This window comes from Arthrobacter sp. TE26545 (assembly GCF_056279005.1).
On the sequence record NZ_JBWBQM010000001.1, the window covers coordinates 4,163,322 to 4,184,847 of the forward strand.

Consider the following 21,526-nt stretch of genomic DNA (forward strand, 5'->3'; position numbering starts at 1 on the left):
GCCGCCCAAGGCTGAATACCGCCTAGAGACAGGCCGGGCGGAAACCCGGATCGGCGGGTCCGTCCTGATGGGCCAGGGCATTCAGCACCCACTGGTGCACTACCGGATCATTTGGGGTTTGATCGTGCTCGATCGGATCCAGGGGGCACATGTTCTGGATGGTGACGTTGGTGACCTGTGCGACGCTGCCCGACAGGAACTGGCTTTGATACGGCGTCACCACCTCGTCATGGATGGTGGAAATAACGGTGTACGCGGGCCCTCTGACGGTGTCGCCGATGGAGTTGAGCCCGGTCAGGAATGCCGACCCTGCTTCCTGGTCGACGCATGCCTGGCAGAAGGGTGCGAAAAGTTGCATTTCCGAAGGTGCCCCGTCCGGCGGAGGGAGGATTAGGCCCGTCGTGCCGTGGTTCGACGGTGATATGCCCACGAGGTGGTGGACCTTCTTGGCGCCACCCAGGAAGCCCATGTAGTACCTCGGCATCATTCCGCCTTGGCTATGACCCACGACGTCCACTTGACGTGACCCGGTTGCGGCGAGGACGGCGTCAACAAACGAAGCAAGCTCCCTGGCCGAGTCGGCGATGGGGCCCGAGGCATCGATTCCGTTGGACTCGCCGTAGTTGAGGGCGAACACGCAGTAGCCCTCGGACTTCAGGACCGGAGACAGCGTGCTCCAGTTCTTTGCCATGTTTTCGAAGGTTCCCGGCACCAAGATCACCGGGTAGGGATGCGCGGCGCCGGGCTTGCAGCCCCAGTCGTTGGCTCCCGGAGGGGAGACTTCCAAGGTGCTGGCCGAGGCGGTGCCTGCTCCGGTGAAAAGCGAAAACGCAAGGATCGCAATGGCGGACAGGACGGACCGTTTTTGCACTGTCATATGGCAGTTCCAATCAATGAGAAGTTTTCCGCGCATCGGTGATGCGCATCACATCCCCCAGGGTCCAAAACATTACCCGCCGGTAACTTGTTGTCGCAATTATGTGTGGAGCATTTGAGAAAACGTGCATTCGCGACCCCGGCAGCGCGAGCCGGGTAACTGAACGGCGGATCTGGCCCGACCATGGCCGGTCTGGCAGAGTGTTCCCCATGCTGACAGTGATTGGTGAGGCCCTGGTGGACGTCGTCCGGCGCTCCTCGGGCGAGGAGGCTCACGTGGGCGGCAGCCCGCTGAATGTCGCGGTGGGACTGGCCCGCCTGGGCCACCCGGTGCAGTTCATCGGGCGCTTCGGCAAGGACGCTTACGGTGATGCGATCGCGGCACACCTGCGCTCAAGCTCGGTGATGGTTCCGTTCCCGCCTGACGGCAAGCCCAGCAGCGTGGCCACCGCGGTGGTCGGCGAGGACGGCGCCGCGAGCTACACCTTCGACCTCAGCTGGGAGCTGCCCGGCCTGGCCGAGCGACTGCCGTTCATGCTGCAGGGCGCCTCGCTCCTGCACACCGGCTCCATCGCCACCATGCTGGAGCCGGGCGCGTCCGAGGTGCTTGCCGCCGTCGAGCACGCCCACCCGAACGCCACCATCAGCTTCGATCCGAACTGCCGGCCCAGCATTATCACGGACAAGGACTTTGCGCGGACCCGGACCGAGCGCTTCGTGGCGCTGGCGGACGTCGTGAAGGCTTCGGATGAGGACCTCGAGTGGCTTTACCCGGGCGTGGACGTGCGCGAATCCGCGCGCCGCTGGCTCTCCCTGGGCGGCCACGAAGGCCCGGCCATGGTGGTGGTCACCCGCGGTTCGGCCAGTCCCTGGGGCGTCACGGCCGCCGGAGAAGCCGAGGTTCGCGCGCCCAAGGTGGCGGTGGCGGACACCGTGGGCGCCGGCGATTCCTTCATGGCCGCGTTGCTCTCAGGCATCGTGGACCGTGGCCTGGACGGCGCACAGAACCGCGCAGACCTGCGGGCCATGCCGGCCGAAATCCTGCGCGAGCTCCTGGCCCACGCCGTCAGTGCCGCGGCGATCACCGTGTCCCGCGCCGGGGCCAACCCGCCCACGCGCGCCGAGATGAACGCGCTGACCGCGCGGGAGTGAGCCACCTTCCCCGCCCGTAGACTGACATGATGCGGCTTGTAGCAAGTGATATCGACGGCACCATCCTCGGCCACGACGGCCGGATCAGCAGCCGCACCGTCCGGGCCTTCCACGCCTGCATCGATGCCGGCGTCGAGGTGGTCTTCGTAACCGGACGCCCGCCCCGTTGGCTCTACCCGCTCCGGGAACAACTCGGACACAGCGGCACGGTCATTTGCTCCAACGGCGCCGTGCTGTGGGACCTCGCCGAAGACAAGCTTCTCTCCGCCCGGGCCATCGGGCTCGACGCCGTGCTCGAGGCCCGGCGCCTGATCAAGAATGTGTGCCCCGACGCCTTGTTCGCCGCCGAGACCGTTTCCGGTTTCCACCTCGAACCCGGCTTCATCGAGAACCCCACCAGCGAACTGCTCGCCGAGTTCACCCCGGCGCCGCTGCACCAGACGCTGACGGCGGAGGACGCCGTCGTGAAGTTCCTGGCGGTGACCCGCAGCGGGACCCCGGACGCCTTTCTCGCGCAGGTGCAGCCCATCGTCGCGCACTTGGTGGAAACCACGCACTCGGCGCCGCGCACAGCGCTGCTTGAGATGTCGGCGCCGGGCGTCAACAAGGCCGTCACCCTCGCCGAGTACGCCGCCTCCCGGGGGATCGAAGCCGCGGACGTCGTGGCATTCGGGGACATGCCCAACGACGTCGAAATGCTGCGCTGGGCCGGCCACGGGTACGCGATGGCCAGCGGGCACCCGGAAGCGATCACCGCGGCGGGTTACCAGGCCCCGCATTTCGACGACGACGGCGTGGCCCAGGTGATCGAAGCCCGTCTCGCGGAGCGGAAACCGGGCGCCTGAGCCTGCGCAGACGGCGGCCCTAGGACTGTGCCCGCATCCCGTGGCTGTGCGCGAGGGCGATCGCTTCCGTGCGCGAGCCCACGCCGAGCTTCCGGAAGATATTCCGCAGATGGAATTTAACGGTGTTTTCGCTGATGTGGAGCTTCGCGGAGATCGCCCGGTTGCGCTGGCCGGCCGAGAGCAGCTGGAGGACTTCCAGTTCCCGTTCGGCCAGCCCCCAGCCGCCGGCGTCAGCCACCGGAGCGGAGGGCGGATCGAGCGGCAGGGCCACCTGCACATCGGCGCCCCATCCCGCCATGACCTCCAGGTTCATCCGCCCGTTCAGTGCTTCCACCCGGGAGGCGAGCCGGGCGATGTTCGGTGAATCAGCGGACAGCTCGCCCTGGCCGTCGTCCCGCACGTTGATGAGCAGGTTCTCGCCGTCGCAGTCCCACTGGGCGCGGACCCTGCGCACCTCCGGCTGCTCCACGATTGCCAGCACCAGCCCGCGCACGATGGCCCGCGCCGCGTGCGCCACTTCGCCGGGGAGGGCGCGGCCGTTGACCGGCGGCTCGATGAACTGCACGTCGATGCCGCTGAAATGCATCAAGGGCCGCAGGTCCTCCCGCAGCCGTTCGAACGCCGTGGCCACGGGTTCTTCCACAAGGTCCGTGGTGCGGTCGCTGATTGTCCGCAGCTCCACGAGGGCCTTCACGGCGAGGTCCGTGACGTTCCGACGGGCAGCGGCATCGTCCAGGGCCTGGGAACGCAGGGCCGCCAGGAGGGTCTCGAGGGTGGTCGAGTGACGATCCACCAGTTCCGCCGTGACCCGCAGCCGTTCCGCTGACGCCGCCCGCGATTCCAGGAGGTACGACGGCGGTGCATCCGCGACCTTCTCCTGGATGCGCCGGGCCGCCAGCCCCCACAGGTAGCCGAGCATCCGCAGGGACTCCGCCCGGTCCGCCGGGTCTGCCGGCAGTTGCGGGGCCGTCAGGGTGACCAGGGCATTGGTCTCCGAGGCCAGGGCCAGGACCGGGTGCTCCGCACCGGCGATGGTTGCGGTTCCTTCCCAGGGCTCGCGTTCCGGCACGTGGGTGCGCAGCTGGTCCAGTTCGGGAACGGACACGCGGCTGATGATCGCTTCCGCTCCGGCCTTCTTCTGCGGGCGGCCGGTGCAGTCCTCGGTGAAGATGATGAGCGCGCTGTGGCCGATGTACGGCAGCACCGCCTCGCGCAGGCGCTCGGCGATGTCGATCAGGGGGGCATTCACCAGGGCGGCGACGTCGTCGAGCAGGGTTCTGGTCTTCTGCGCTGAAGTCATCCCGCCACCTTAGCTGCTCGCGCCCCGGCCTGACTACCCGAACGGGTAGCAAACACTGCCCGTCTTCGCTGTTCTGCACACCCGTTCCGGGAGCGACGATTGAAGCACAAGAACTTCCCGGGCAGAACAGGAGGCATGGCAAATGACCCTCACCGCTGAGGTGGCCCCCACCGCATCTGACACAGAAACATCACGCCTGATCTCGGCGAACCTGTCGCTTGTGCGGGGCGAAGTTGCTGGAACCACCGCGGAACTCGACCCCGGCCAGCTCTCCCGCTTGGCGGAGGAACTCCGGACCGCCAGCCGGGTATTCGTTGCCGGTGCCGGCCGCAGCGGCCTGGTCCTGCGGATGGTGGCCATGCGCCTGATGCACCTCGGCCTCGAGGTGCATATCGCCGGTGACACCACCACCCCTGCTATCCGTTCGGGGGATGTCCTGCTGTTGGCCTCCGGTTCGGGAACGACTTCCGGCGTGGTGCGCGCTGCCCAGACGGCCGCAAGGGCCGGAGCCCGCCTGGCGGTGTACACCGCCAACCCGGAGTCGCCTCTCGCGGAACTGGCCGACGTCGTTGTCACCATTCCCGCCGCGCAGAAAACGGACCACGGCTCCAGCCTGTCCCGCCAGTATGCGGGGTCCCTCTTCGAACAGGTGCTGTTCCTGGCCGCCGAGGCCGTGTTCCAGACCCTCTGGGACGGGGATGCGACCCCGGCCGAGGAGCTGTGGCTGCGCCACGCCAACCTCGAGTAAGCCCCGCAAGCATCCGTAACTTCCTGCAACAACCCACACAAGACCAAACCAGAAGTGAGATACCCATGAAGCTGCAAGTTGCCATTGACGTCCTTTCCACCGAGGCTGCCCTCGAACTGGCCGGCAAGGTTGCCGAGTACGTGGACATCATCGAGCTCGGCACCCCGCTGGTGAAGAGCGAAGGCCTGTCCGCCATCACCGCCGTCAAGGAGGCCCACCCGGACAAGATCGTCTTCGCCGACCTGAAGACCATGGACGCCGGCGAACTCGAAGCCGACATCGCGTTCAAGGCCGGCGCGGACCTGGTCACCGTGCTGGGTGCTGCCGACGACTCCACCATTGCCGGTGCGGTCAAGGCGGCCAAGGCCCACAACAAGGGTGTTGTGGTGGACCTGATCGGCATCGAGGACAAGGTGGCCCGTGCCAAGGAAGTCCGTGCCCTGGGTGCGAAGTTCGTCGAGATGCACGCCGGCCTGGACGAGCAGGCCAAGCCGGGCTACGACCTGAACGTGCTTCTGAACGCCGGGGAAGAAGCCCGCGTGCCGTTCTCCGTGGCCGGCGGCGTGAACCTGTCCACCATCGCTGCCGTGCAGCGCTCCGGCGCTGATGTCGCCGTCGCCGGCGGCGCCATCTACGGCGCCGACGACCCGGCCGTTGCCGCGAAGGAACTGCGCGCCGCGATCATCTAGCGGACTGCGCGTCCAGCGCAAGCCCCTCGCGGGCAAACAAGCCACAGCGGCGGTGCGTTCCTGCCGGGACGGCGGACAGGACTCCATGTCCCGGCAGGACTGGGTGCGCACCGCCGCTGTTTTCTTTTGCCAACGTTTTCCTGCCGAACTCGGGAAGGACGAATGACCAGCATGATTGCTTTCCTCGGCTGCGGAGAAATGAACGAAGCCATCATGGCCGGGCTCCTGGAGGCCGGGACCGCTCCGGAAGACGTGGTCGCGACGGTCCGGCGGGCCGAACGTGTTCCCGGGCTTGCCAGCCGCTATCCCGGTGTCAGGTTCATCTCCAGCGAGGAGGAGCCGGAAGGCAACCGGAGCGCGTGCGAGGGGGCTGCCGTCGTCGTGCTGGGCGTCAAACCGGGCGATACGGTCGGACTGGCCCGGGCGATCGGCCCGTCGCTGCGGCCGGACGCCGTGGTGGTGAGCGTGGCCGCGGCCTTGCCGCTCGCGCAGCTCGAGGCAGCCCTGCCCCAGGGGCAGCCGGTGATCCGGAGCATGCCGAACACGCCCCTCAAGCTGGGCCGTGGAGTCGTCTCGCTCTCGCCCGGCAGCACCTGCAGCCCCGCGCAGCTTCAGCAGGCCAGGGCGGTCTTCGAAGGCTCCGGAACCGTGGTGGAGGTGCCGGAGGAGCAGATCGCGTTGGTCTCTGCCATCAGCGGTTCCGGCCCGGCGTACGCGTACTACCTGGCGGAAGCGATGGCGGCCGCGGGCGAGGAGTTAGGCCTGGACCGGGAGCTGTCCGAGCTCCTTGCCCAGGAAACGGTGGCCGGGGCGGGCCTCATGCTCGGCGAGCCGGGCGCCACGGCAACGGCCCTGAGGAACGCGATGACCGGCCCCGAAACCATCACCTCACGCGCCATCGCCGTTTTCGACGGCCGGGATGTTCCCGGCATCATCGCCGAGGGCGCCCGCGCAACCGTGAAACGGACCGCCGAAATCACCGCGTTACTGGGCGAAACCGCGCTCGACTAAGACGCGCGATTAAGCTCACCGGAAACTCACACCTGGAATCCAACTGGCGTTCAACTCAGCCTCTTAGGCTGGCTTCATATCTGAGAGCTCACTTCAGGGGGACATCATGGCCAAGCGAAAGACGAACGGCATGTACGAGGCGCCGATCCGCCGCGCCGAGCCTGCCGAACACTGGAAGCAACTGCGCCGGGGCGACCGCGTAAGCGTGAAGCTCGCCCCGGGATACGAGGACCGGGGATCTGTGGACGCCGTGTCCGGCGACCACAGCATCGTGTGGGTGAACCTCGACGGCGGCCGCGGCCGTACGCTGGTGCACTGCGCCGACGGCGTGGAGATCGTCCGCCACGAGGGCTGAGCCTTCGGGGGCTGGGCTGGGCTGGGCTGGGCTGCGCTACGCTACGCGGGTGAGCCAGCCTCTGCCCTATTTCCTGCGACCCGGTGGCGCCAGCGGTCCCCTTGCCTTGGCCCACCGCGGTTTCTCACGCGAAGGACTGGAGAATTCCGCGGCGGCCTTCCGCGCCGCCGTCGGGCTTGGCATCACGCACCTTGAGACGGACGCCCGCGCAACCGCGGACGGCAGGGTGCTGCTGTTCCACGACCACACCCTGGATCGCGTCACCGACTCCCGCGGCCGGATCAGCGAACTGGACTACGCACAGGTGTCCCGGGCGAAGATCGGCGGGCGCGAAGCCGTCCCGCTGCTCGAGGACATCCTGCGGGAATTCCCGGACGCCCGGCTGAACATCGACGTCAAGGACTGGCACACCGTGGCGCCCCTGGCCGCGGTGATCGAACGCTGCGCAGCGCACGAACGCGTCCTCATCACCAGCTTCTCCGACCGCCGCCGCCGGGCCGTGCTGAAAAGGCTCAGCCGCCGCACGGCGTCGTCCGCCGGGATCGTCTCCACGGCAGTCTTCGCCCTTGCCGGTCCGCTCCTTCCGGAGCGTTGGCTCGCCAGGGTGATGCACGACGTCGACGCCCTCCAGGTGCCCGTCCGTTACGGCCCGCTGGAGCTGCTGACCCCGCGCTTCCTCGGCAGGGCCCGTCGCCTGGGGCTGCAGGTGCACGTGTGGACCGTCAACGATCCGGCGGAAATGGAGCGGCTGCTGGACCTGCGCGGTGAAGGGCTGGGCGGTGAAGGGCAGGGCGTGGACGGAATCGTCACGGACAGGGCCGACCTGCTGAAGAAAGTGCTCGAAAAGCGTGGCCAATGGTGGTGAAGTGACACCCGTGACTGGATTGGTGACGCTTGCAGAAACTCAAATGAAGTTAGCTAAGGCTATCCTATAAAATCGCTCGGGTGACCATCCCCCTTGATCTCGCGCGGATCCCGTTTGTCGCGGGCCTGGCCCGCTTCGGAAACCGCGCCGCCGTCATCACTGGCGACACCGTCATCAGCTATGAGGAATTGGCCGGCCGCGTCGACGCCGTGGCCGCTCGGCTTGGCACCACGCGCCGCCTCGTGGCGCTCGCCGCCGCGAATGATGTCGCGTCCCTGGTCGGCTACCTCGCCGCGCTCTCCGGCGGCCACCCGCTGATGATCGTCCCCGCGGACAAGCCGGCCGCCCTGGAGTCGCTGATCGCGGCCTATGATCCGGATGTCGTCATGCACTCCGGCACTGAAAAGTCAGGCACTGAAAAGTCAGGCGCCGAAGCCACCGCCGATCCCGTGCTGCAGGAACGCCGCCCCGGCAGCGGCCACGTACTGTACCCGGAACTCGCCCTGCTGCTGAGCACCTCCGGCTCCACTGGATCGCCCAAGCTCGTGCGGCTGTCGCAGGACAACGTGCAGGCCAATGCGGAGTCGATCGCCGGATACCTGCGCATCGGCGCTGACGACCGCGCCGCCACCACGCTGCCGATGTCCTACTGCTACGGACTCTCGGTCATCAACAGCCACCTGCTCCGCGGGGCCGCCCTTGCGCTCACCGAGCTGTCAGTGGTGGACCCCTGCTTCTGGGACCTCATGCGGCGCCACCGGGTAAGTTCCTTCGCCGCCGTGCCTTACACCTTCGAACTCCTTGAACGCGTTGGCTTCGGCGCCATGGAGCTGCCCGCCCTGCGCTATGTCACCCAGGCCGGCGGCAGGCTCGCCCCGGAGAAGGTCCAGCACTACGCGGAGCTTGGCCGGCGCCGTGGCTGGGAGCTGTTCGTCATGTACGGGCAGACCGAAGCCACCGCGCGCATGGCCTACCTGCCGCCCCAGCTCGCCGTGGCGAACCCTTCCAGCATCGGCGTTCCGGTGCCCGGCGGCTCCTTCCGGATCGAACCCGTCGACGGCCTGGACCCGGCCGACGGGCCTGTCGGCGAACTCGTCTACAGCGGCCCCAACGTCATGCTCGGCTACGCCCGGAGCCCCGAGGACCTGGCGCTTGGCCGGACCATCACCGAACTCAGCACCGGAGACCTCGCCCGCTGCCAGGACAACGGCCTCTACCAGGTGGTCGGCCGGCGCAGCCGCTTCGTGAAGATCGTCGGCCTGCGGATCGATCTTGGACAGGTCGAGGCCATGCTGGCCGAGCTCGGCATCACCGCGGCCGCCGCAGGTTCGGACGAGAAACTCGTGGTCGCCGTCGAGGGTGAGCACGACACCAAGCTGCTTGCCAAGATCGTCACCCAGGGCCTCGGCCTGCCGCGCCCGGCCCTGCAGATGTACGCCGTCGCGGCCCTGCCGCGCTTTTCCACCGGGAAGACGGACTACCCGACGGTGCTGCAACTTGCGGACGGGCTGCCCGACGACGGCGCGGTCACCGCCGCCGGACGTCCCGCCGTCGTGCATTCAGGCGCAGTACGCGAGACGAAGCGGTCGGAGGACGCCCGCACGATCTTCGCCGACGCGCTGGAACGGGACGACATCGCGGACGGGGACACCTTCGTCAGCCTGGGCGGCGATTCGCTGTCCTATGTGGCCGCGTCCATCCGCCTGGAGAAGGCGCTCGGCCACCTGCCGCCGGACTGGCACGTCACCCCCGTGCGCGACCTGGTGCCGCGGGAAGCCGCTCCGGCAGAGCGCCGCTTCGCACCCGCGAAGCGCTTGTTCGCCCCGCTGGAGAGCGGAATCGTGCTGCGCGCGCTGGGCATCATCCTGATCGCGGCCACGCATATCGGGCTGTTCCATTGGGAGGGCTCGGCGCACATCCTGATGGCCGTGGCCGGGTACAACTTCGCGCGCTTCCAGCTGGGCGGCAAAGGGGGCCGGCGGCTGAAACGGCAGCTGCACAGCCTGGGCCGGCTGGTGATCCCGGCAATGGCGTTCATCGCCGTCGCCTTCGTGCTGACGGACCGCTACACCGTGGCGAACATCTTCCTGCTGAACTCGATGATCGGGCCCGAGGAAGTGACCACCCAGTGGCACTTCTGGTTCATCGAAGTGCTCGTGTACATGCTGGTGGGGCTGGCCGTGCTGTTGGCCGTGCCCGCCGTGGGGCGCTTGGAACGGCGCTTCCAGTTCGCCTTCCCGCTGGCGCTCGCCGGGCTGGGCCTGATCAGCCGGTACGACATCGTGGACCCCGGCCTCCCGCACCCGATGCCCACGTTCTGGCTGTTCGCCTTCGGTTGGGTGGTGGCGCGGTCCAGGACCCTGCCGCAGCGGCTGCTGGTGTCGGCGCTGGTGGTGCTGACCGTGCCGGGCTATTTCTTCGGCGACCAGCTCCGGGAGAACACGGTGATCGCCGGCGTTCTCGTGCTGATCTGGCTGCCCACCCTGCTGGTGCCTGCCGTGCTGAGGCGTCCGCTCGGGCTCCTGGCCAGCGCCTCCTTGTACATCTACCTGACGCACTGGCTGGTGTACCCTCTGTTCGCCGGAACCAGCCCCCTGTTGGCGCTGCTGGCTTCGCTGGCTGCCGGCGTGGCGTACTGGGCCGTCTCCATGCGTTTGCTGGGCCTGGCGGAGCGGCGTCTGGGGAGGCGGCGGAACCATAGTGCGACTGCGCCGCTTACGACGGCGTAACGCGGCTTATCCGGTCGGTGCTGGATGGCAAGATAGGGCCCATGCGCATTCTGATCGCCCCGGACAAGTTCAAAGGCTCCTTGACCGCCACTGAGGCGGCCGCAGCCATCGCCGAGGGGGCCCTGCGGGTCTACCCGGACGCCGTCGTCACCCGCTTCCCGATCGCCGATGGCGGCGAGGGGACCTTGGAAGCCGCCGTCGCCGCCGGCTACGAGGAACGCGTCAACGCCGTCACCGGCCCCATCCTCAAGCCTGTCGGCGCCGCCTGGGCGATCCGCGAAAACTCCTTCGGCGGTGCCACCGCCGTGATCGAAACCGCCCAGGCCTCCGGCCTCGCCAGCATGGAGCCGACGCCGGAAAACTCCCTGCGCGCGCACAGTTACGGTTGCGGGCAGCTCATCGCCGCGGCGCTCGACGCCGGGGCCACCGAGATCGTGCTCGGCCTGGGCGGCTCGGCGATGACCGACGGCGGCAGCGGAGCCCTGCGCGCGCTCGGCCTCAAGCCGCTCGACGCCGCCGGGAACGTGGTCCCCCTCGGCGGTGGTTCGCTGGCCGAGATCACCGCCCTCGACGTCTCCGCGCTGGATCCGCGCCTGGCAAAGACCACCTTCCGGATCGCCGTCGACGTCCGCAACCCGCTCTACGGCAGCGACGGCGCCGCGCACGTTTTCGGGCCCCAGAAGGGCGCGGACGCGGACGCCGTGGAACTGCTCGACGCCGGCCTGCGCAACTGGGCATCCGTGCTTCGGGAGGCCACGGGCCGGGACACCAACATCCCCGGCGCGGGCGCTGCCGGCGGCTTCCCGGCGTCGTTCCTGGCTTTCACGGAAGCGCAGCTGGAAGGCGGCTTCGAGTTGGTCGCCGGGCTGACCGGCCTGGAATCCCAGCTGGACGGGGCCGACCTGGTGATCACGGGCGAAGGTTCGCTGGACACCCAGTCGCTGAGCGGCAAGGGGCCGATCGGCCTCGCCGATGCCGCACGTGACCGCGGCATCCCGGTGCTCGTGGTGGCCGGACGCATTGCGGTCACGCCCGAAGACCTCGCCAAGCACGGCGTGGAAGGCGCCGCCCAGCTACTGGACATCGCACAAAAGCGCGACGGCGAACCGGACATCGCGGACGCCGTTGCCAACGCCGCCAAGTACCTCGCCTGGGCTACGAGCCAGCTTCTCGAAGGGGCGTAAGCGCATGAGCGCTGAGCTGAACACCGGAAGTCCCGCCGCAGGAACCAAAGCCGGGACCGTCCGCGCCGTCTTCCTGGACGTGGACGGCACCTACGCGGACTACGGCGTTGTGCCCGCGGGCCATGTGCGGGCGGTCCAGGCGGCCCGCAAAGCGGGCCACCGGGTGTTCCTGTGCACCGGCCGGCCCGTCTCGATGCTGCCCGGAGCCATCCGCGGAGCAGGCTTCGACGGGCTCGTGGCCAGCGCCGGCGCCTATGTAGAGGTCGCGGGAGAGGTCCTCGTGGACCGGCGCTTCCCTGCGGATCTCGCCGCCCGCACGGTCGCCGCCCTTGACGCGCACGACGCCGTCTACGTCCTGGAAGCCCAGGAATCCCTGCACGTGGCACCGGCGGCGGAGGAACGCCTGCGTGCCATCATCGAGGAACACTTCAGCCAGGCGCCGGACGGCCGCGAGGTAGGATCGTCCGCGATCCTCGGCGCACTGGAGCGTGTCCCGGACCTGGCCAAAGTGCCGTTCTCCAAGGTCTCGGTGTTCGACTCGCCGGTCCCCATGCAGCTGCTGGTTGAGGAAATCGGCGACGGGATCGCCGTCGTCGAGAATTCCATCGCGGACGAAGGCCGCCACGCTGGCGAGCTGTATCAGCGCGGCATCAGCAAGGCCGACGGCGTTGCCGCGGCGATCGCGCACCTGGGCATTTCGCGCGAAAACAGCATCGCAGTGGGCGACGGCGAGAACGACCTTGAGATGGTCGCTTTCGCCGGCATCGGGGTCGCCATCGAGGGATCCTCGCCCGAATTGCTGGCCCTGGCAGACCGTACCGCCGCGCCGCCGCAGCAGGAAGGCCTCGTGGCGGCATTCGAGGAGCTCGGGCTGATCTGAGCCCCCACCACGGCGCACAACGGGGATCGAAGGCGGTCGCCGCTTCCACTCCCCGGGCAGATAATTGATGTACCAGCATGGCCCGACGTCCGCCATGCCCTACGATGCGACGCCCCGCCGGGACGCTGTCACCGCTGGCCGGGCTGGCAGCCAGCCAGCCGGCGTATCGAATCGAGGAGCACCATGTCTACGTTGAAGGAGCGGCTGCACGCAGACGTCGTCAGCCACATGAAGGACGGCAACCGCGTGGCCCTGTCCGCCGTGCGCAATGTCCTGAGCGAGATCGACACCCGTGAGAAGGCCGGCAAGACGCCCATCCACATGGACGACGCCCAGATCACGGCCATGTTGCAGAAAGAGGCAGCAAAGCGCCACGAAACCGCCCACATTTACGAGGAAGCGGGGGAGTCCGAGCGTGCCGCCACGGAGATCGCAGAGGCCGAGGTCATCGAGGCCTATCTCCCCGAACCCCTGACCGCTGCTGAAGTCGAGGCCATTGTCGACGAGACCATTGCATCGCTCAAGGCCGACGGCGTGGAGCTGTCGCTCATGCACATGGGTTATGTCATGAAGCCGGTCACCGAGAAGGTTGCCGGCCGCTTCGACGGCAAGGCGGTCAGCGAGATCGTCCGCAAACGCCTCACGTAGCGGAGCGGAGCGGTAGCGACGACGGCGGCCCGGCAGTGTCGCGCCGTCCGTCCGAGAGCGCCCGAAAAGTCAACGGGAACCCGGTAGCCACCTCAACCGCCTGGCCCATCCGGCGCTGCACCGTCCGGCCACTCATCCGGGTCGCAGCGGCGACCTCCGCCGCCACCGACCGCTGCGCGAGCTCGCGCGAGGGCGCGCGCCACCCGGGGGTGCGACAATTTAGCCTCAGAGCCGGATTTTAGTAAGTCTGCTGATTATTTTTCCGAAAACCATGGACTCGGCCTTGGCGCCCCGTTAGCGTCGAATGTGTGGACGACACGTCCAGTGAACGCAGAACTTCCTCGACCGGCAGACCGAACAGACGAGCAGGTGGACTATGAGCGATTCACAGCAGCACCCATCCCAGCAAGCCCCGGACGCCTTGGATTCGCCGCCGTCGGACCCGCGAGGCGGCTACCACTCCGGCCCGTTTCCCAAACAGGAGCAGGAACAACCGGGCCTCACGGCCAAGACCGAGCCCACGCCGGACCACGGCGAACGCAGCTACGAGGGCCACGGCCGGCTGGACGGCAAGGCGGCGCTGATCACCGGCGGGGACTCCGGTATCGGCAGGGCGGTGGCGATTGCCTTCGCAAGGGAGGGGGCCGACGTCGCGATCTCCTACCTCCCCGAGGAAGAGGCAGATGCCAAGGCGACGGCGGACCTCATCCAGGAAGCCGGCAGGCGTTCCCTGCTGCTCGCCGGCGACGGGCGGGAAGAGCAGTTCAGCACGGAGATCGTCGACAAGACGGTTGGCGAGTTCGGCCGGCTCGACGTCCTGGTCCTCAATGCCGCGTACCAGAAGAACCGCGAGAGCCTCGATTCAACCCCCACGGAAGAGTTTGACCGGGTCTTTAAGACCAACCTCTACAGCCTGATCTGGACCGCGCAGGCGGCGGTCCCGCACATGAAGCCAGGCGGGTCGATCATCACCACGGCCTCGATACAGGCCTTCAACCCGTCCCCGGGACTGTTCGACTACGCGATGACCAAGGCCGCGCAGGTGGCCTTCACGAAGGCGATCGCACAGGAGCTTGGGCCGAAGGGTATCCGGGTGAACGCCGTCGCGCCCGGGCCGATATGGACACCGTTGATCCCGGCCACTGAATGGCCGGACCACCTGCCTGACTTCGGGCAGGACACGCCACTCGGACGCGCGGGCCAGCCCGCCGAACTCGCCGCGGCCTATGTTCTGCTGGCGTCCAACGAAGGCTCGTACATCTCCGGCGCCGTGCTTCCCGTGACGGGCGGCAAGGGACTCTAGTTCCCCACCAACCTCGACGAAAGGGAGGAACACCATGGATCAGGATCGCAGGAACCCTGAGGAGGAAGCGGGCGGCTACGGAACGCCCACGGTGGAGCAGGAAATGGGCGGCGAACAGCTGGCGCAGCCCCGGACCGAACAGGCCATCGACGAGGACGCGGACAGCGCGGGTGAGCCGGGCGCCGGACGCATGGGCGGCACCGAAGAACAGGCCAAGGCCGAGCGGCACACTGATTGGCCCGACGTCGTCCTTCCGTCAGCGGAGGCGGAGATGGACGAAGGAAACACCGACGTGCTGGATCGCCCCGATGTTGATTCGTCCAAGGATCCCGACGGCGGCGGGACCGGCCGGCCGCAGGAGAAGTCGCCGCGCGATGACGAGGAAGAAGGCGAAAGGTTCGACGCCGGGTAGGAGGCCGTACCCGGCCGACGGTAAGGCTTCGTGCCGGCTCGGGGCAGATCCTTCGTTGACACCCCCCGTTTCGGAGTCCTCAATGGGGTTATGGATCAGGCCACTGTAGGTGCCGTCTGGGCGGCGACATGCATCGCGGCGGTGGTGGCCCTCGCGTTGGCCGCGCGCCGGATCGGCCGCTTGAACGCGGCGGCGTGGATGCTGGCCGTCGCGGCACTCCTGCTCGCGGGGGAGGACCCATGGCAGCTGGTGTTCATGGCCTCCACTCCTGTCAGTAACACGGACGATGGAGTGCTGGGTCTCGTGAAGGCGCACACCTTGGCACACATGGTCGGCGGCGCCGGCATGTCCGTGGCTGGCCTTGTGCTTGCGGTGTGGGTTGCCCATACGGGACTTCGTCGCGCCCAACGCTGGGCGTGGTGGGCGTTGCTGACTGTTCTGCTGATCGTCGGAGGAACCGACACGTATGAACTGACGATCTATCCGCACGGCCTGCCCCTGTTCCCCACGCCCTCCGACGGCAACCGGGGCTTCGGCTGGCCCAGCCTGGTAGCCGGTTTCGCGGCCTGGGCTTTGGCCCTTGGCTTCTCATATGGCCCCGTTTTCCGAAGCGGCGACCAAGGCGGCCAAGGCATCCAAGGAGGACAAAAAAGAACTCGCCGCTAGGAGCCCTTACCGCTTCTTCGGGTGCCGCTTCGCCGCAGCGTTGATCGCCGACTTCGCGGCCGGCGGAAGCCCTGCGGTTTCCATTTCGGGCTCGGCCGCGGTGCCGCGCGCCCGGGCGACGGCCCTCATGCCGTGGTAGATCACCAACGCCGCAGCCGACCCCAGCGCAATGCCCGTGAACTTCAGTTCGCCGATGGTCCAGGTGTAGTCCGCGATGCCGATGATCAACGCGACGGCGGCCGTGGTCAGGTTGACGGGGTTGGAGAAGTTGACCTTGTTCTGCACCCAGATCTTCACCCCCAGGATGCCGATCATGCCGTAGAGCATGGTGGCCGCGCCGCCCAGCACGCCCGCCGGGACGGTGGCAATCAGTTCGCCGAACTTCGGCGAGAAGCTCAGCAGGATCGCGAACACACCGGCCACCCAGTAGGCCGCCGTCGAGTACACCTTGGTGGCGGCCATGACGCCGATGTTTTCGGCATAGGTGGTGGTGCCGGAACCGCCGCCGAAGCCGGCCAGGATGGTCGCGGCACCGTCGGCCATCAGCGCGCGACCGGAGACGTCGTCGAGGTTCCGCCCGGTCATGGTGGCCACGGACTTCACATGTCCAACGTTCTCGGCGACGAGCACCAGCACCACCGGCACGAACAGGCCCACCACGCCCAGGTGGAATTCCGGCGTCTGGAAATGCGGCAGGCCGATCCACGCCGCGGCATCCATCTTGGAGTAGTCCACCTCGCCGCGCGCCATGGCCGTGAGGTAGCCGACCACCACGCCCACCAGGATGCTCAGGCGGCCCACGATCCCGCGGAATAGCACGCTGACCAGGATGATCGTCACCAGGGTCACCAGTGCCGTGATGGGCGCCTTGTCGAAGTTCGTCTTCGCGGCCGGGGCCAGGTTCAGTCCGATCAGCGCCACGATGGCGCCCGTTACGATCGGCGGCATGGTCCGGTTGATCCACTCCGCGCCGAACTTATTCACCACCGCGCCGATGAGCGCCAGTACGACGCCGGCCAGCACCACTCCGCCCAGCGCACCGGCCACGCCGTACTGCTGCTGGGACGCCAGGATGGGGGCGATGAAGGCGAAGCTGGAACCAAGGTAGCTGGGCACCCGGCCCTGGGTGATCACCAGGAAAAGCAGCGTGCCGATGCCGGAGAACAGCAGGGTGGTGGCCGGCGGCATGCCGGTGATGATCGGCACCAGGAACGTGGCGCCGAACATGGCCACTACGTGCTGCATGCCGACGCCGATGGTCAGCGGCCAGGCCAGCCGCTCCTCGGGGGCCACCACCTGGCCGGGGCGGATGGTCTTGCCGTTGCCGTGGAGCTTCCATTTGACGCCGAGCATGCTCATGGCAGGGGCCTTCCTCAGGAGATTGCGGGGTTTCGCTGCCACTTTACCGCCGAAATGCGAGGCCCGCTTTACGTGCTTTGGCTCGAATAAAGAACGTAAAGCAGGCCCCGCAACGGAAAGGAAATCAGTACCCCAGATTGAAGCTGCGCACGGACTCCCTGATGTCCTCTTCCACGAGGTCGGCGTTGATGGCCGCGGCTGCCACCGATCCTTCGCTGGCGGCCGTGATGACCTGGGCCCGCGGATTCACCAGGTTTCCGGCAACATACACGCCGCGGACGCTCGTCAGCCCGGCCCCGTCCGTGACCACCCAGCCGGCGTCGTCCGTTTCGCAGCCCAGGCCGCTTAGCAGGCCGTTGTTCGGCACGAAGCGCGGCGGCACAAACAGGGCGCCCCGGGGGACCAGCCTGCCGTCCGTCATTTCCACCCCGGAGAGGTGGCCGTCCTGCGCCACCACCCGCTGGACTGTCCCTTCCACGATCCCGATTGCCCGGGCCGTCAGCTCGGTGCGCTGCTGGGCGGTCAGGAGCCCCTCGGGAACAAAGAGCACCACGTCCTTGGCCCACTGGCGGATCAACTGGACGTAGCGGACCGAGTCCGGGGAGCTTCCCAGGACACCCAGCGGCCGGTCACGGACCTCGTAGCCGTGGCAGTAGGGGCAATGCAGCACATCCTTCGCCCACAGCTCCGCCAGGCCTTCAATCTCCGGAAGCTCGTCGCGCAAGCCGGTCGCCACGAGCAGGCGCCGCGCCGAAATCCGCCGCCCGCCCTCGGGGCCGGCGCCCGCCGAACCGTGCTTGGGGGGACCACCACCGGACAGCAGCACCCAGAAGCCCGAGGTGCCGTCCGGCACCAGGTCCTGTACGACGCCGTCGAGCACCTCGCCGCCATAACCGCGCACTTCTTCCCGGCCGACAGCCAGCAGTTCCCGCGGCGGCATGCCGTCACGCGAGAGGAAGCCGTGCATATGCGCCGCCGGCGCGTTCCGCGGAGACCCTGAATCCACCACCAGGACCTTCCGCCCGGCGCGGGACAAGACCAAGGCCGCCGACAATCCGGCCGCGCCGCCACCAATAACCACAACGTCGTATTCGCTCATGCGTCCAAGGCTGGAGCTTCATCCCTGAACCGGCAACCATCGTTGCTGTTTTCGGGAAATCCGGCTTGGATGGGCGGGTGGAAGACGAAACAGGCGGGATCACGGCGGCACTCGAGCAAGTGGGCGAACGGCTGAAACGGCTGAGGACCCGGCACGGCATCACGCTGACGGCCTTGGCCGAAACCACGGGTATTTCGAAAAGCACCTTGTCCCGGCTGGAGACCGGCCAACGCAAGCCAAGCCTGGAATTGCTGCTCCCGCTGGCGCAGGCATACAGGGTGCCGCTGGACGACCTGGTGGGTGCGCCCGAGGTCGGTGACCCCAGGATCAGGCTCAAGCCCCGCCAGGTGAACGGGCGGACGGTCATTCCCCTCACCAAACAGCCGGGCGGACTGCAGAGCTGGAAGATCGTGATTCCGGCCTCGAATGCCGAGCCGGATCCGCGCGTCCACGAAGGCTACGAATGGATGTACGTGCTGTCCGGGCGGCTGCGGCTCGTCATTGGCGAGCACGACCTGGTGCTCGGTCCCGGGGAAGTGGCCGAGTTCGACACCCGCGTGCCCCATTGGTTCGGAAGCGCGGGGAAGCAGCCCGTGGAACTCCTGAGCGTCTTCGGCGGGCAGGGCGAGCGGATGCATCTCCGGGCCAAGTCAGGCCCGAAGCGCTGAGAAGCAGATGCAGGGAAGCAGGCGTTAACGCGCGGCGTTCCAGGCTTTGATGAACTCGTCCTGGTCCGCGTTCTTGACGTATTCGAAGGACTCCTTGGTCAATGTCTTGGCGGCGTGGAAGTTGAGCTGACTGTCGTCCGGGCCCTCCAGCACGGTCCACGCCCCCGGGGCCACCAGCGGTTTCGCAAGGGATGCAACATTGTTCAGCGACACCTTGAAGTCCGCGCTGAGGCCGGGATTGTCAGCGGAGTCATTGATATCCAGCGCCGTAACGGCGGGGTTGCCGGCTAGTTCCTCGAAACCTCGCAGCTGGGTGGGCTTCCCGCCGTACCAGGAGTAGCTAAAAGGATTTCGCGGTTGCCAGGCAACGGGGACCCACAACTTCAGCGCGTACCCCGCGGTGAATTCGGGCTGGTTCTGTGCTTGCTTGACAACCGAGGCGGCATGGCTGATGTCTGACAGGGTGACTGTGATCCACTTGCCGCTTCCCATACGCATGGACTCCACTCCCGGAAGGCCGCGGAAAGCTGCGCGGAGCCCGGCAGCTTCCGGGGCCAGTGCTGCGCCGGCTACGCTGCCCTGCCGTACGTGGACTGTGAGCCCGCCGCCGGCGGCCGTGGCCGCCTGCTGGATCGCGGCCTGGGCTGTGCTCGGTTCCACAGCGATGGTGAGAACACGGTTCTCGAACGTCCATTCCGCGATTTCTTCGCGAGCGGAAACCGCGTGCAGGGCTGATTCCAGCCCGGCCGGGACGTCCTGCAGGATGGCGTTGACCGTTCCCCGTGGCTCGTTCAACTCGCCCTCCAGTTCCGCGTTCAGTTGTATTTCCGGGCCTTCGGACCACGTGGGCAGGCTGTTGAGCAGCTTCCGGTCGGCGAGGAACGTCTCTGTACTGCCGCGGTAGATGTTGTCGCCCGGGGCGCCTGACTTGCACGTCCAGGTCCCGGCCAGACTCTTCCCTGTGGCCTGGAGCTGTGTACGGAGCTTGGTCTTGGCTGGCGCAGCTGGGTCGCCCCTGCAGACCCCAACGCCGTTGGCTGCCAGGCCTTGGAGCTCAAGCCTGGAGCCAAAAGGCGGATCGTAATCCTTGATCCGCTTTTGGAAGTCTGCAAAAACGTCCTCGGGAGTATCCGCCCGCAACATCACCAGGATTTCGGAGGAGCCAAAGAACGACGCGGAGCCCGGACGGATATCCAAACGGTCGATCCACTGAGCGTTGCTCTTCTCGATATAGGCGCGGAAAGAATCTCCAGATCCGTGGTCCTCCGCGCAGGATGCGGTGCCAAGTCCCAGCACCGTGGCGATGACCAGGAAGAGTGCCGTGCGCTTCATGTCTACCCCCGTATCCCGCCGAAGCGGACCAGCTGCGTCGATTCGCGGCCAGCCTAGCCACCCGCGTGCCCAACGTCACACGGCGTTATGGGAATCTGTGGAAAACGCTTGAAGTTGCAACCATGGAAAGCAACAGCGCCCGGCCACCCCAATCGCCACGGGCCCAGCGAAAGGTACGCGAATGACAATCGCCCACGAAGAAGCAGTGATTGACGCCGCCGCAGTCGACGCCATTTTTGCCGAAGCCCGCACCGCCAACTCCTTTGCCGGTGAAGTCACCGAGGAGCAGGCCCAGGCCATCTACGAACTGACCAAGTTCGGCCCCACCGCCTTCAACTCCCAGCCGCTGCGCGTCACCTACGTCCGCTCCGACGAGGCCCGCGCCAAGCTCGTGGACTCCCTCATGCAGGGCAACAAGGCCAAGACCGCTTCCGCCCCGCTGGTCGCCATCCTCAGCTACGACACCGCCTGGCACGAGCAATGGGACAACTTCCTCCCCGGCTACAACGCCCCGAAGGCCATGTACGACGCCGACGCCGAGGTCACCGCGGCCACCGGCAACAACAACGCCCACCTGCAGGCCGGCTACTTCATCCTGGCCGTCCGCTCCCTCGGTTTCGCCGCAGGCCCCATGACCGGCGCCGACTTCGCCGCGATCGACCGCGACTTCTTCCCGGCCGGCGACCAGAAGAGCTTCCTGGTGGTCAACATCGGCCAGCCCGGCCCGGACGCCTTCGGCGCCGCCAAGCCGAAGTTCTCCTACGACGACGTCGTCCGCACCGTCTAACGGCGACACAGCCAAAGGCCCGGGTGCCGCGCTCGCAGCGCGGCACCCGGGCCTGCTTGTTTAACAGCGTTGTTTGCCGGCGCGGTGGGAAACTGTCCCTATGCGGAACCTCGTCATGGTGGTCTTCGTCGAGGAAGTGGCCGAGGGGCTCGTCTTTCCCCGCGATGACTGGCCGCTGCACATCACCCTCCTGAGGTTCGACGTCGATTCCTCCCCAGGCAGCCGGCCCGACGTCGTCCCCCACCTCGCGCAGCTCCTTGCGGCTCCCGTGGCGGGAGCGCTGGGCGCGGAGCTCACCGTCGGAGCTGAGGAGCGCTTCGGACGCCAGGGCTCCATCCCGGTCAGCCTGGTGGACCACCACCCGCTGCTGCAGGGCCTCCATGAGGAACTTTTCGACGCCGTCGCGGGTTTGGGCGGGAATGTCGCCACCCCGCACCACACGCTGGAGGGCTACCGCCCCCACATCTCGCACCACAACGGAAAACGACCGCACGAGGGCGACGCCGTCCTGCTGGACCGCGTCGCCCTCGTGGACATGGCGCCCGGCGGGAAACACACCATCCGCAAGATCCTGAAGCTCTGGCGCCTGCCTGCTGGATGACCTCGAAGAACCGAAAG

The 21,526-nt window shown here is 67.5% G+C and carries 22 protein-coding genes; 17 read left to right on the plus strand and 5 right to left on the minus strand.

Going from position 1 to position 21,526, the window contains the following annotated elements; translation table 11 throughout:
* Positions 1-22: 22 nt before the first annotated feature.
* Positions 23-877 carry a lipase family alpha/beta hydrolase gene (locus ACZ9CK_RS19070; RefSeq protein ID WP_476050790.1) on the minus strand — a complete coding sequence of 285 codons (855 nt, stop codon included), beginning with the start codon at positions 875-877 and terminating at the stop codon, positions 23-25.
* A 209-nt stretch (positions 878-1,086) separates the two neighbouring features.
* On the opposite strand from ACZ9CK_RS19070, the gene ACZ9CK_RS19075 reads away from it, so the two are divergent.
* Both ACZ9CK_RS19075 and ACZ9CK_RS19080 read left to right on the plus strand, forming a co-directional pair.
* Positions 1,087-2,028: a carbohydrate kinase family protein gene (locus ACZ9CK_RS19075; protein WP_476050791.1), complete on the plus strand. Its 942-nt coding sequence runs from the start codon at positions 1,087-1,089 to the stop codon at positions 2,026-2,028.
* 29 nt (positions 2,029-2,057) lie between these two features.
* Positions 2,058-2,873, plus strand: a complete 816-nt coding sequence (locus ACZ9CK_RS19080; RefSeq protein ID WP_476050792.1) for an HAD family hydrolase — start codon at positions 2,058-2,060, stop codon at positions 2,871-2,873.
* Positions 2,874-2,892: 19 nt separating this feature from the next.
* Here the strand turns inward: ACZ9CK_RS19080 and ACZ9CK_RS19085 are convergent, their stop codons facing one another.
* Positions 2,893-4,173 (minus strand): helix-turn-helix transcriptional regulator, encoded by a 1,281-nt coding sequence (locus ACZ9CK_RS19085; RefSeq protein WP_426301345.1) that lies wholly within the window; start codon positions 4,171-4,173, stop codon positions 2,893-2,895.
* A gap of 142 nt (positions 4,174-4,315) precedes the next feature.
* On the opposite strand from ACZ9CK_RS19085, the gene hxlB reads away from it, so the two are divergent.
* The 12 genes from hxlB to ACZ9CK_RS19145 all read left to right on the plus strand — a co-directional run bounded on the left by hxlB (position 4,316) and on the right by ACZ9CK_RS19145 (position 15,663).
* On the plus strand, positions 4,316-4,921 hold the full coding sequence (gene hxlB, locus ACZ9CK_RS19090) for a 6-phospho-3-hexuloisomerase (RefSeq protein ID WP_476050793.1): 606 nt from the start codon (positions 4,316-4,318) through the stop codon (positions 4,919-4,921).
* A 65-nt stretch (positions 4,922-4,986) separates the two neighbouring features.
* The gene (gene hxlA, locus ACZ9CK_RS19095) at positions 4,987-5,610 is read left to right on the plus strand and encodes a 3-hexulose-6-phosphate synthase (RefSeq protein ID WP_426301349.1); all 624 of its coding nucleotides are present in this window, start codon (positions 4,987-4,989) and stop codon (positions 5,608-5,610) included.
* 162 nt (positions 5,611-5,772) lie between these two features.
* Complete coding sequence (proC, locus tag ACZ9CK_RS19100; protein WP_426301350.1) at positions 5,773-6,621, plus strand: pyrroline-5-carboxylate reductase; 849 nt, start codon at positions 5,773-5,775, stop codon at positions 6,619-6,621.
* A gap of 106 nt (positions 6,622-6,727) precedes the next feature.
* Positions 6,728-6,976, plus strand: coding sequence for a hypothetical protein (locus ACZ9CK_RS19105; protein ID WP_426301352.1), 249 nt, complete (start codon positions 6,728-6,730; stop codon positions 6,974-6,976).
* 49 nt (positions 6,977-7,025) lie between these two features.
* The gene (locus tag ACZ9CK_RS19110) at positions 7,026-7,841 is read left to right on the plus strand and encodes a glycerophosphodiester phosphodiesterase family protein (protein WP_426301354.1); all 816 of its coding nucleotides are present in this window, start codon (positions 7,026-7,028) and stop codon (positions 7,839-7,841) included.
* 80 nt (positions 7,842-7,921) lie between these two features.
* Positions 7,922-10,570 carry an AMP-binding protein gene (locus tag ACZ9CK_RS19115; protein WP_476050794.1) on the plus strand — a complete coding sequence of 883 codons (2,649 nt, stop codon included), beginning with the start codon at positions 7,922-7,924 and terminating at the stop codon, positions 10,568-10,570.
* A 41-nt stretch (positions 10,571-10,611) separates the two neighbouring features.
* Entirely contained in the window at positions 10,612-11,754 is a 1,143-nt protein-coding gene (locus tag ACZ9CK_RS19120) for a glycerate kinase (protein ID WP_476050795.1), read from the plus strand.
* Between the two features lie 4 nt (positions 11,755-11,758).
* Positions 11,759-12,634: an HAD-IIB family hydrolase gene (locus tag ACZ9CK_RS19125; protein ID WP_476050796.1), complete on the plus strand. Its 876-nt coding sequence runs from the start codon at positions 11,759-11,761 to the stop codon at positions 12,632-12,634.
* Positions 12,635-12,817: 183 nt separating this feature from the next.
* The gene (locus ACZ9CK_RS19130) at positions 12,818-13,282 is read left to right on the plus strand and encodes a GatB/YqeY domain-containing protein (RefSeq protein ID WP_426301362.1); all 465 of its coding nucleotides are present in this window, start codon (positions 12,818-12,820) and stop codon (positions 13,280-13,282) included.
* A 376-nt stretch (positions 13,283-13,658) separates the two neighbouring features.
* Positions 13,659-14,585: an SDR family oxidoreductase gene (locus ACZ9CK_RS19135; RefSeq protein ID WP_426301364.1), complete on the plus strand. Its 927-nt coding sequence runs from the start codon at positions 13,659-13,661 to the stop codon at positions 14,583-14,585.
* A 34-nt stretch (positions 14,586-14,619) separates the two neighbouring features.
* A complete protein-coding gene (locus tag ACZ9CK_RS19140) occupies positions 14,620-14,997 on the plus strand; it encodes a hypothetical protein (RefSeq protein ID WP_476050797.1) in 378 nt (125 codons plus the stop codon).
* A gap of 90 nt (positions 14,998-15,087) precedes the next feature.
* Entirely contained in the window at positions 15,088-15,663 is a 576-nt protein-coding gene (locus tag ACZ9CK_RS19145) for a hypothetical protein (RefSeq protein ID WP_426301368.1), read from the plus strand.
* Between the two features lie 6 nt (positions 15,664-15,669).
* On the opposite strand, the gene ACZ9CK_RS19150 is transcribed toward ACZ9CK_RS19145, so the two are convergent.
* Complete coding sequence (locus ACZ9CK_RS19150) at positions 15,670-17,022, minus strand: uracil-xanthine permease family protein (protein ID WP_426301370.1); 1,353 nt, start codon at positions 17,020-17,022, stop codon at positions 15,670-15,672.
* A gap of 124 nt (positions 17,023-17,146) precedes the next feature.
* A complete protein-coding gene (locus tag ACZ9CK_RS19155) occupies positions 17,147-18,121 on the minus strand; it encodes an NAD(P)/FAD-dependent oxidoreductase (protein ID WP_476050798.1) in 975 nt (324 codons plus the stop codon).
* Positions 18,122-18,198: 77 nt separating this feature from the next.
* Between ACZ9CK_RS19155 and ACZ9CK_RS19160 the strand changes: the two genes are divergently transcribed.
* Positions 18,199-18,789: a helix-turn-helix domain-containing protein gene (locus ACZ9CK_RS19160; protein WP_476050799.1), complete on the plus strand. Its 591-nt coding sequence runs from the start codon at positions 18,199-18,201 to the stop codon at positions 18,787-18,789.
* A gap of 24 nt (positions 18,790-18,813) precedes the next feature.
* Here the strand turns inward: ACZ9CK_RS19160 and ACZ9CK_RS19165 are convergent, their stop codons facing one another.
* The gene (locus ACZ9CK_RS19165; protein WP_476050800.1) at positions 18,814-20,121 is read right to left on the minus strand and encodes a hypothetical protein; all 1,308 of its coding nucleotides are present in this window, start codon (positions 20,119-20,121) and stop codon (positions 18,814-18,816) included.
* 181 nt (positions 20,122-20,302) lie between these two features.
* Here ACZ9CK_RS19165 and ACZ9CK_RS19170 point away from each other — a divergent pair, with 181 nt between their 5' ends.
* Both ACZ9CK_RS19170 and ACZ9CK_RS19175 read left to right on the plus strand, forming a co-directional pair.
* Positions 20,303-20,908 carry a malonic semialdehyde reductase gene (locus ACZ9CK_RS19170; protein ID WP_476050801.1) on the plus strand — a complete coding sequence of 202 codons (606 nt, stop codon included), beginning with the start codon at positions 20,303-20,305 and terminating at the stop codon, positions 20,906-20,908.
* A gap of 100 nt (positions 20,909-21,008) precedes the next feature.
* Positions 21,009-21,509: a 2'-5' RNA ligase family protein gene (locus ACZ9CK_RS19175; protein WP_426301380.1), complete on the plus strand. Its 501-nt coding sequence runs from the start codon at positions 21,009-21,011 to the stop codon at positions 21,507-21,509.
* The last annotated feature ends 17 nt before the right edge of the window (positions 21,510-21,526 follow it).

What these genes read in the sequence shown, in the direction of transcription:
- ACZ9CK_RS19070 (WP_476050790.1), bottom strand. Translation starts at nt 877, where the DNA reads ATGACAGTGCAAAAACGGTCCGTCCTGTCCGCCATTGCGATCCTTGCG.
- ACZ9CK_RS19075 (WP_476050791.1), top strand. Translation starts at nt 1,087, where the DNA reads ATGCTGACAGTGATTGGTGAGGCCCTGGTGGACGTCGTCCGGCGCTCC.
- ACZ9CK_RS19080 (WP_476050792.1), top strand. Translation starts at nt 2,058, where the DNA reads ATGCGGCTTGTAGCAAGTGATATCGACGGCACCATCCTCGGCCACGAC.
- ACZ9CK_RS19085 (WP_426301345.1), bottom strand. Translation starts at nt 4,173, where the DNA reads ATGACTTCAGCGCAGAAGACCAGAACCCTGCTCGACGACGTCGCCGCC.
- hxlB (WP_476050793.1), top strand. Translation starts at nt 4,316, where the DNA reads ATGACCCTCACCGCTGAGGTGGCCCCCACCGCATCTGACACAGAAACA.
- hxlA (WP_426301349.1), top strand. Translation starts at nt 4,987, where the DNA reads ATGAAGCTGCAAGTTGCCATTGACGTCCTTTCCACCGAGGCTGCCCTC.
- proC (WP_426301350.1), top strand. Translation starts at nt 5,773, where the DNA reads ATGACCAGCATGATTGCTTTCCTCGGCTGCGGAGAAATGAACGAAGCC.
- ACZ9CK_RS19105 (WP_426301352.1), top strand. Translation starts at nt 6,728, where the DNA reads ATGGCCAAGCGAAAGACGAACGGCATGTACGAGGCGCCGATCCGCCGC.
- ACZ9CK_RS19120 (WP_476050795.1), top strand. Translation starts at nt 10,612, where the DNA reads ATGCGCATTCTGATCGCCCCGGACAAGTTCAAAGGCTCCTTGACCGCC.
- ACZ9CK_RS19125 (WP_476050796.1), top strand. Translation starts at nt 11,759, where the DNA reads ATGAGCGCTGAGCTGAACACCGGAAGTCCCGCCGCAGGAACCAAAGCC.
- ACZ9CK_RS19130 (WP_426301362.1), top strand. Translation starts at nt 12,818, where the DNA reads ATGTCTACGTTGAAGGAGCGGCTGCACGCAGACGTCGTCAGCCACATG.
- ACZ9CK_RS19135 (WP_426301364.1), top strand. Translation starts at nt 13,659, where the DNA reads ATGAGCGATTCACAGCAGCACCCATCCCAGCAAGCCCCGGACGCCTTG.
- ACZ9CK_RS19140 (WP_476050797.1), top strand. Translation starts at nt 14,620, where the DNA reads ATGGATCAGGATCGCAGGAACCCTGAGGAGGAAGCGGGCGGCTACGGA.
- ACZ9CK_RS19145 (WP_426301368.1), top strand. Translation starts at nt 15,088, where the DNA reads ATGGATCAGGCCACTGTAGGTGCCGTCTGGGCGGCGACATGCATCGCG.
- ACZ9CK_RS19150 (WP_426301370.1), bottom strand. Translation starts at nt 17,022, where the DNA reads ATGAGCATGCTCGGCGTCAAATGGAAGCTCCACGGCAACGGCAAGACC.
- ACZ9CK_RS19155 (WP_476050798.1), bottom strand. Translation starts at nt 18,121, where the DNA reads ATGAGCGAATACGACGTTGTGGTTATTGGTGGCGGCGCGGCCGGATTG.
- ACZ9CK_RS19165 (WP_476050800.1), bottom strand. Translation starts at nt 20,121, where the DNA reads ATGAAGCGCACGGCACTCTTCCTGGTCATCGCCACGGTGCTGGGACTT.
- ACZ9CK_RS19170 (WP_476050801.1), top strand. Translation starts at nt 20,303, where the DNA reads ATGACAATCGCCCACGAAGAAGCAGTGATTGACGCCGCCGCAGTCGAC.
- ACZ9CK_RS19175 (WP_426301380.1), top strand. Translation starts at nt 21,009, where the DNA reads ATGCGGAACCTCGTCATGGTGGTCTTCGTCGAGGAAGTGGCCGAGGGG.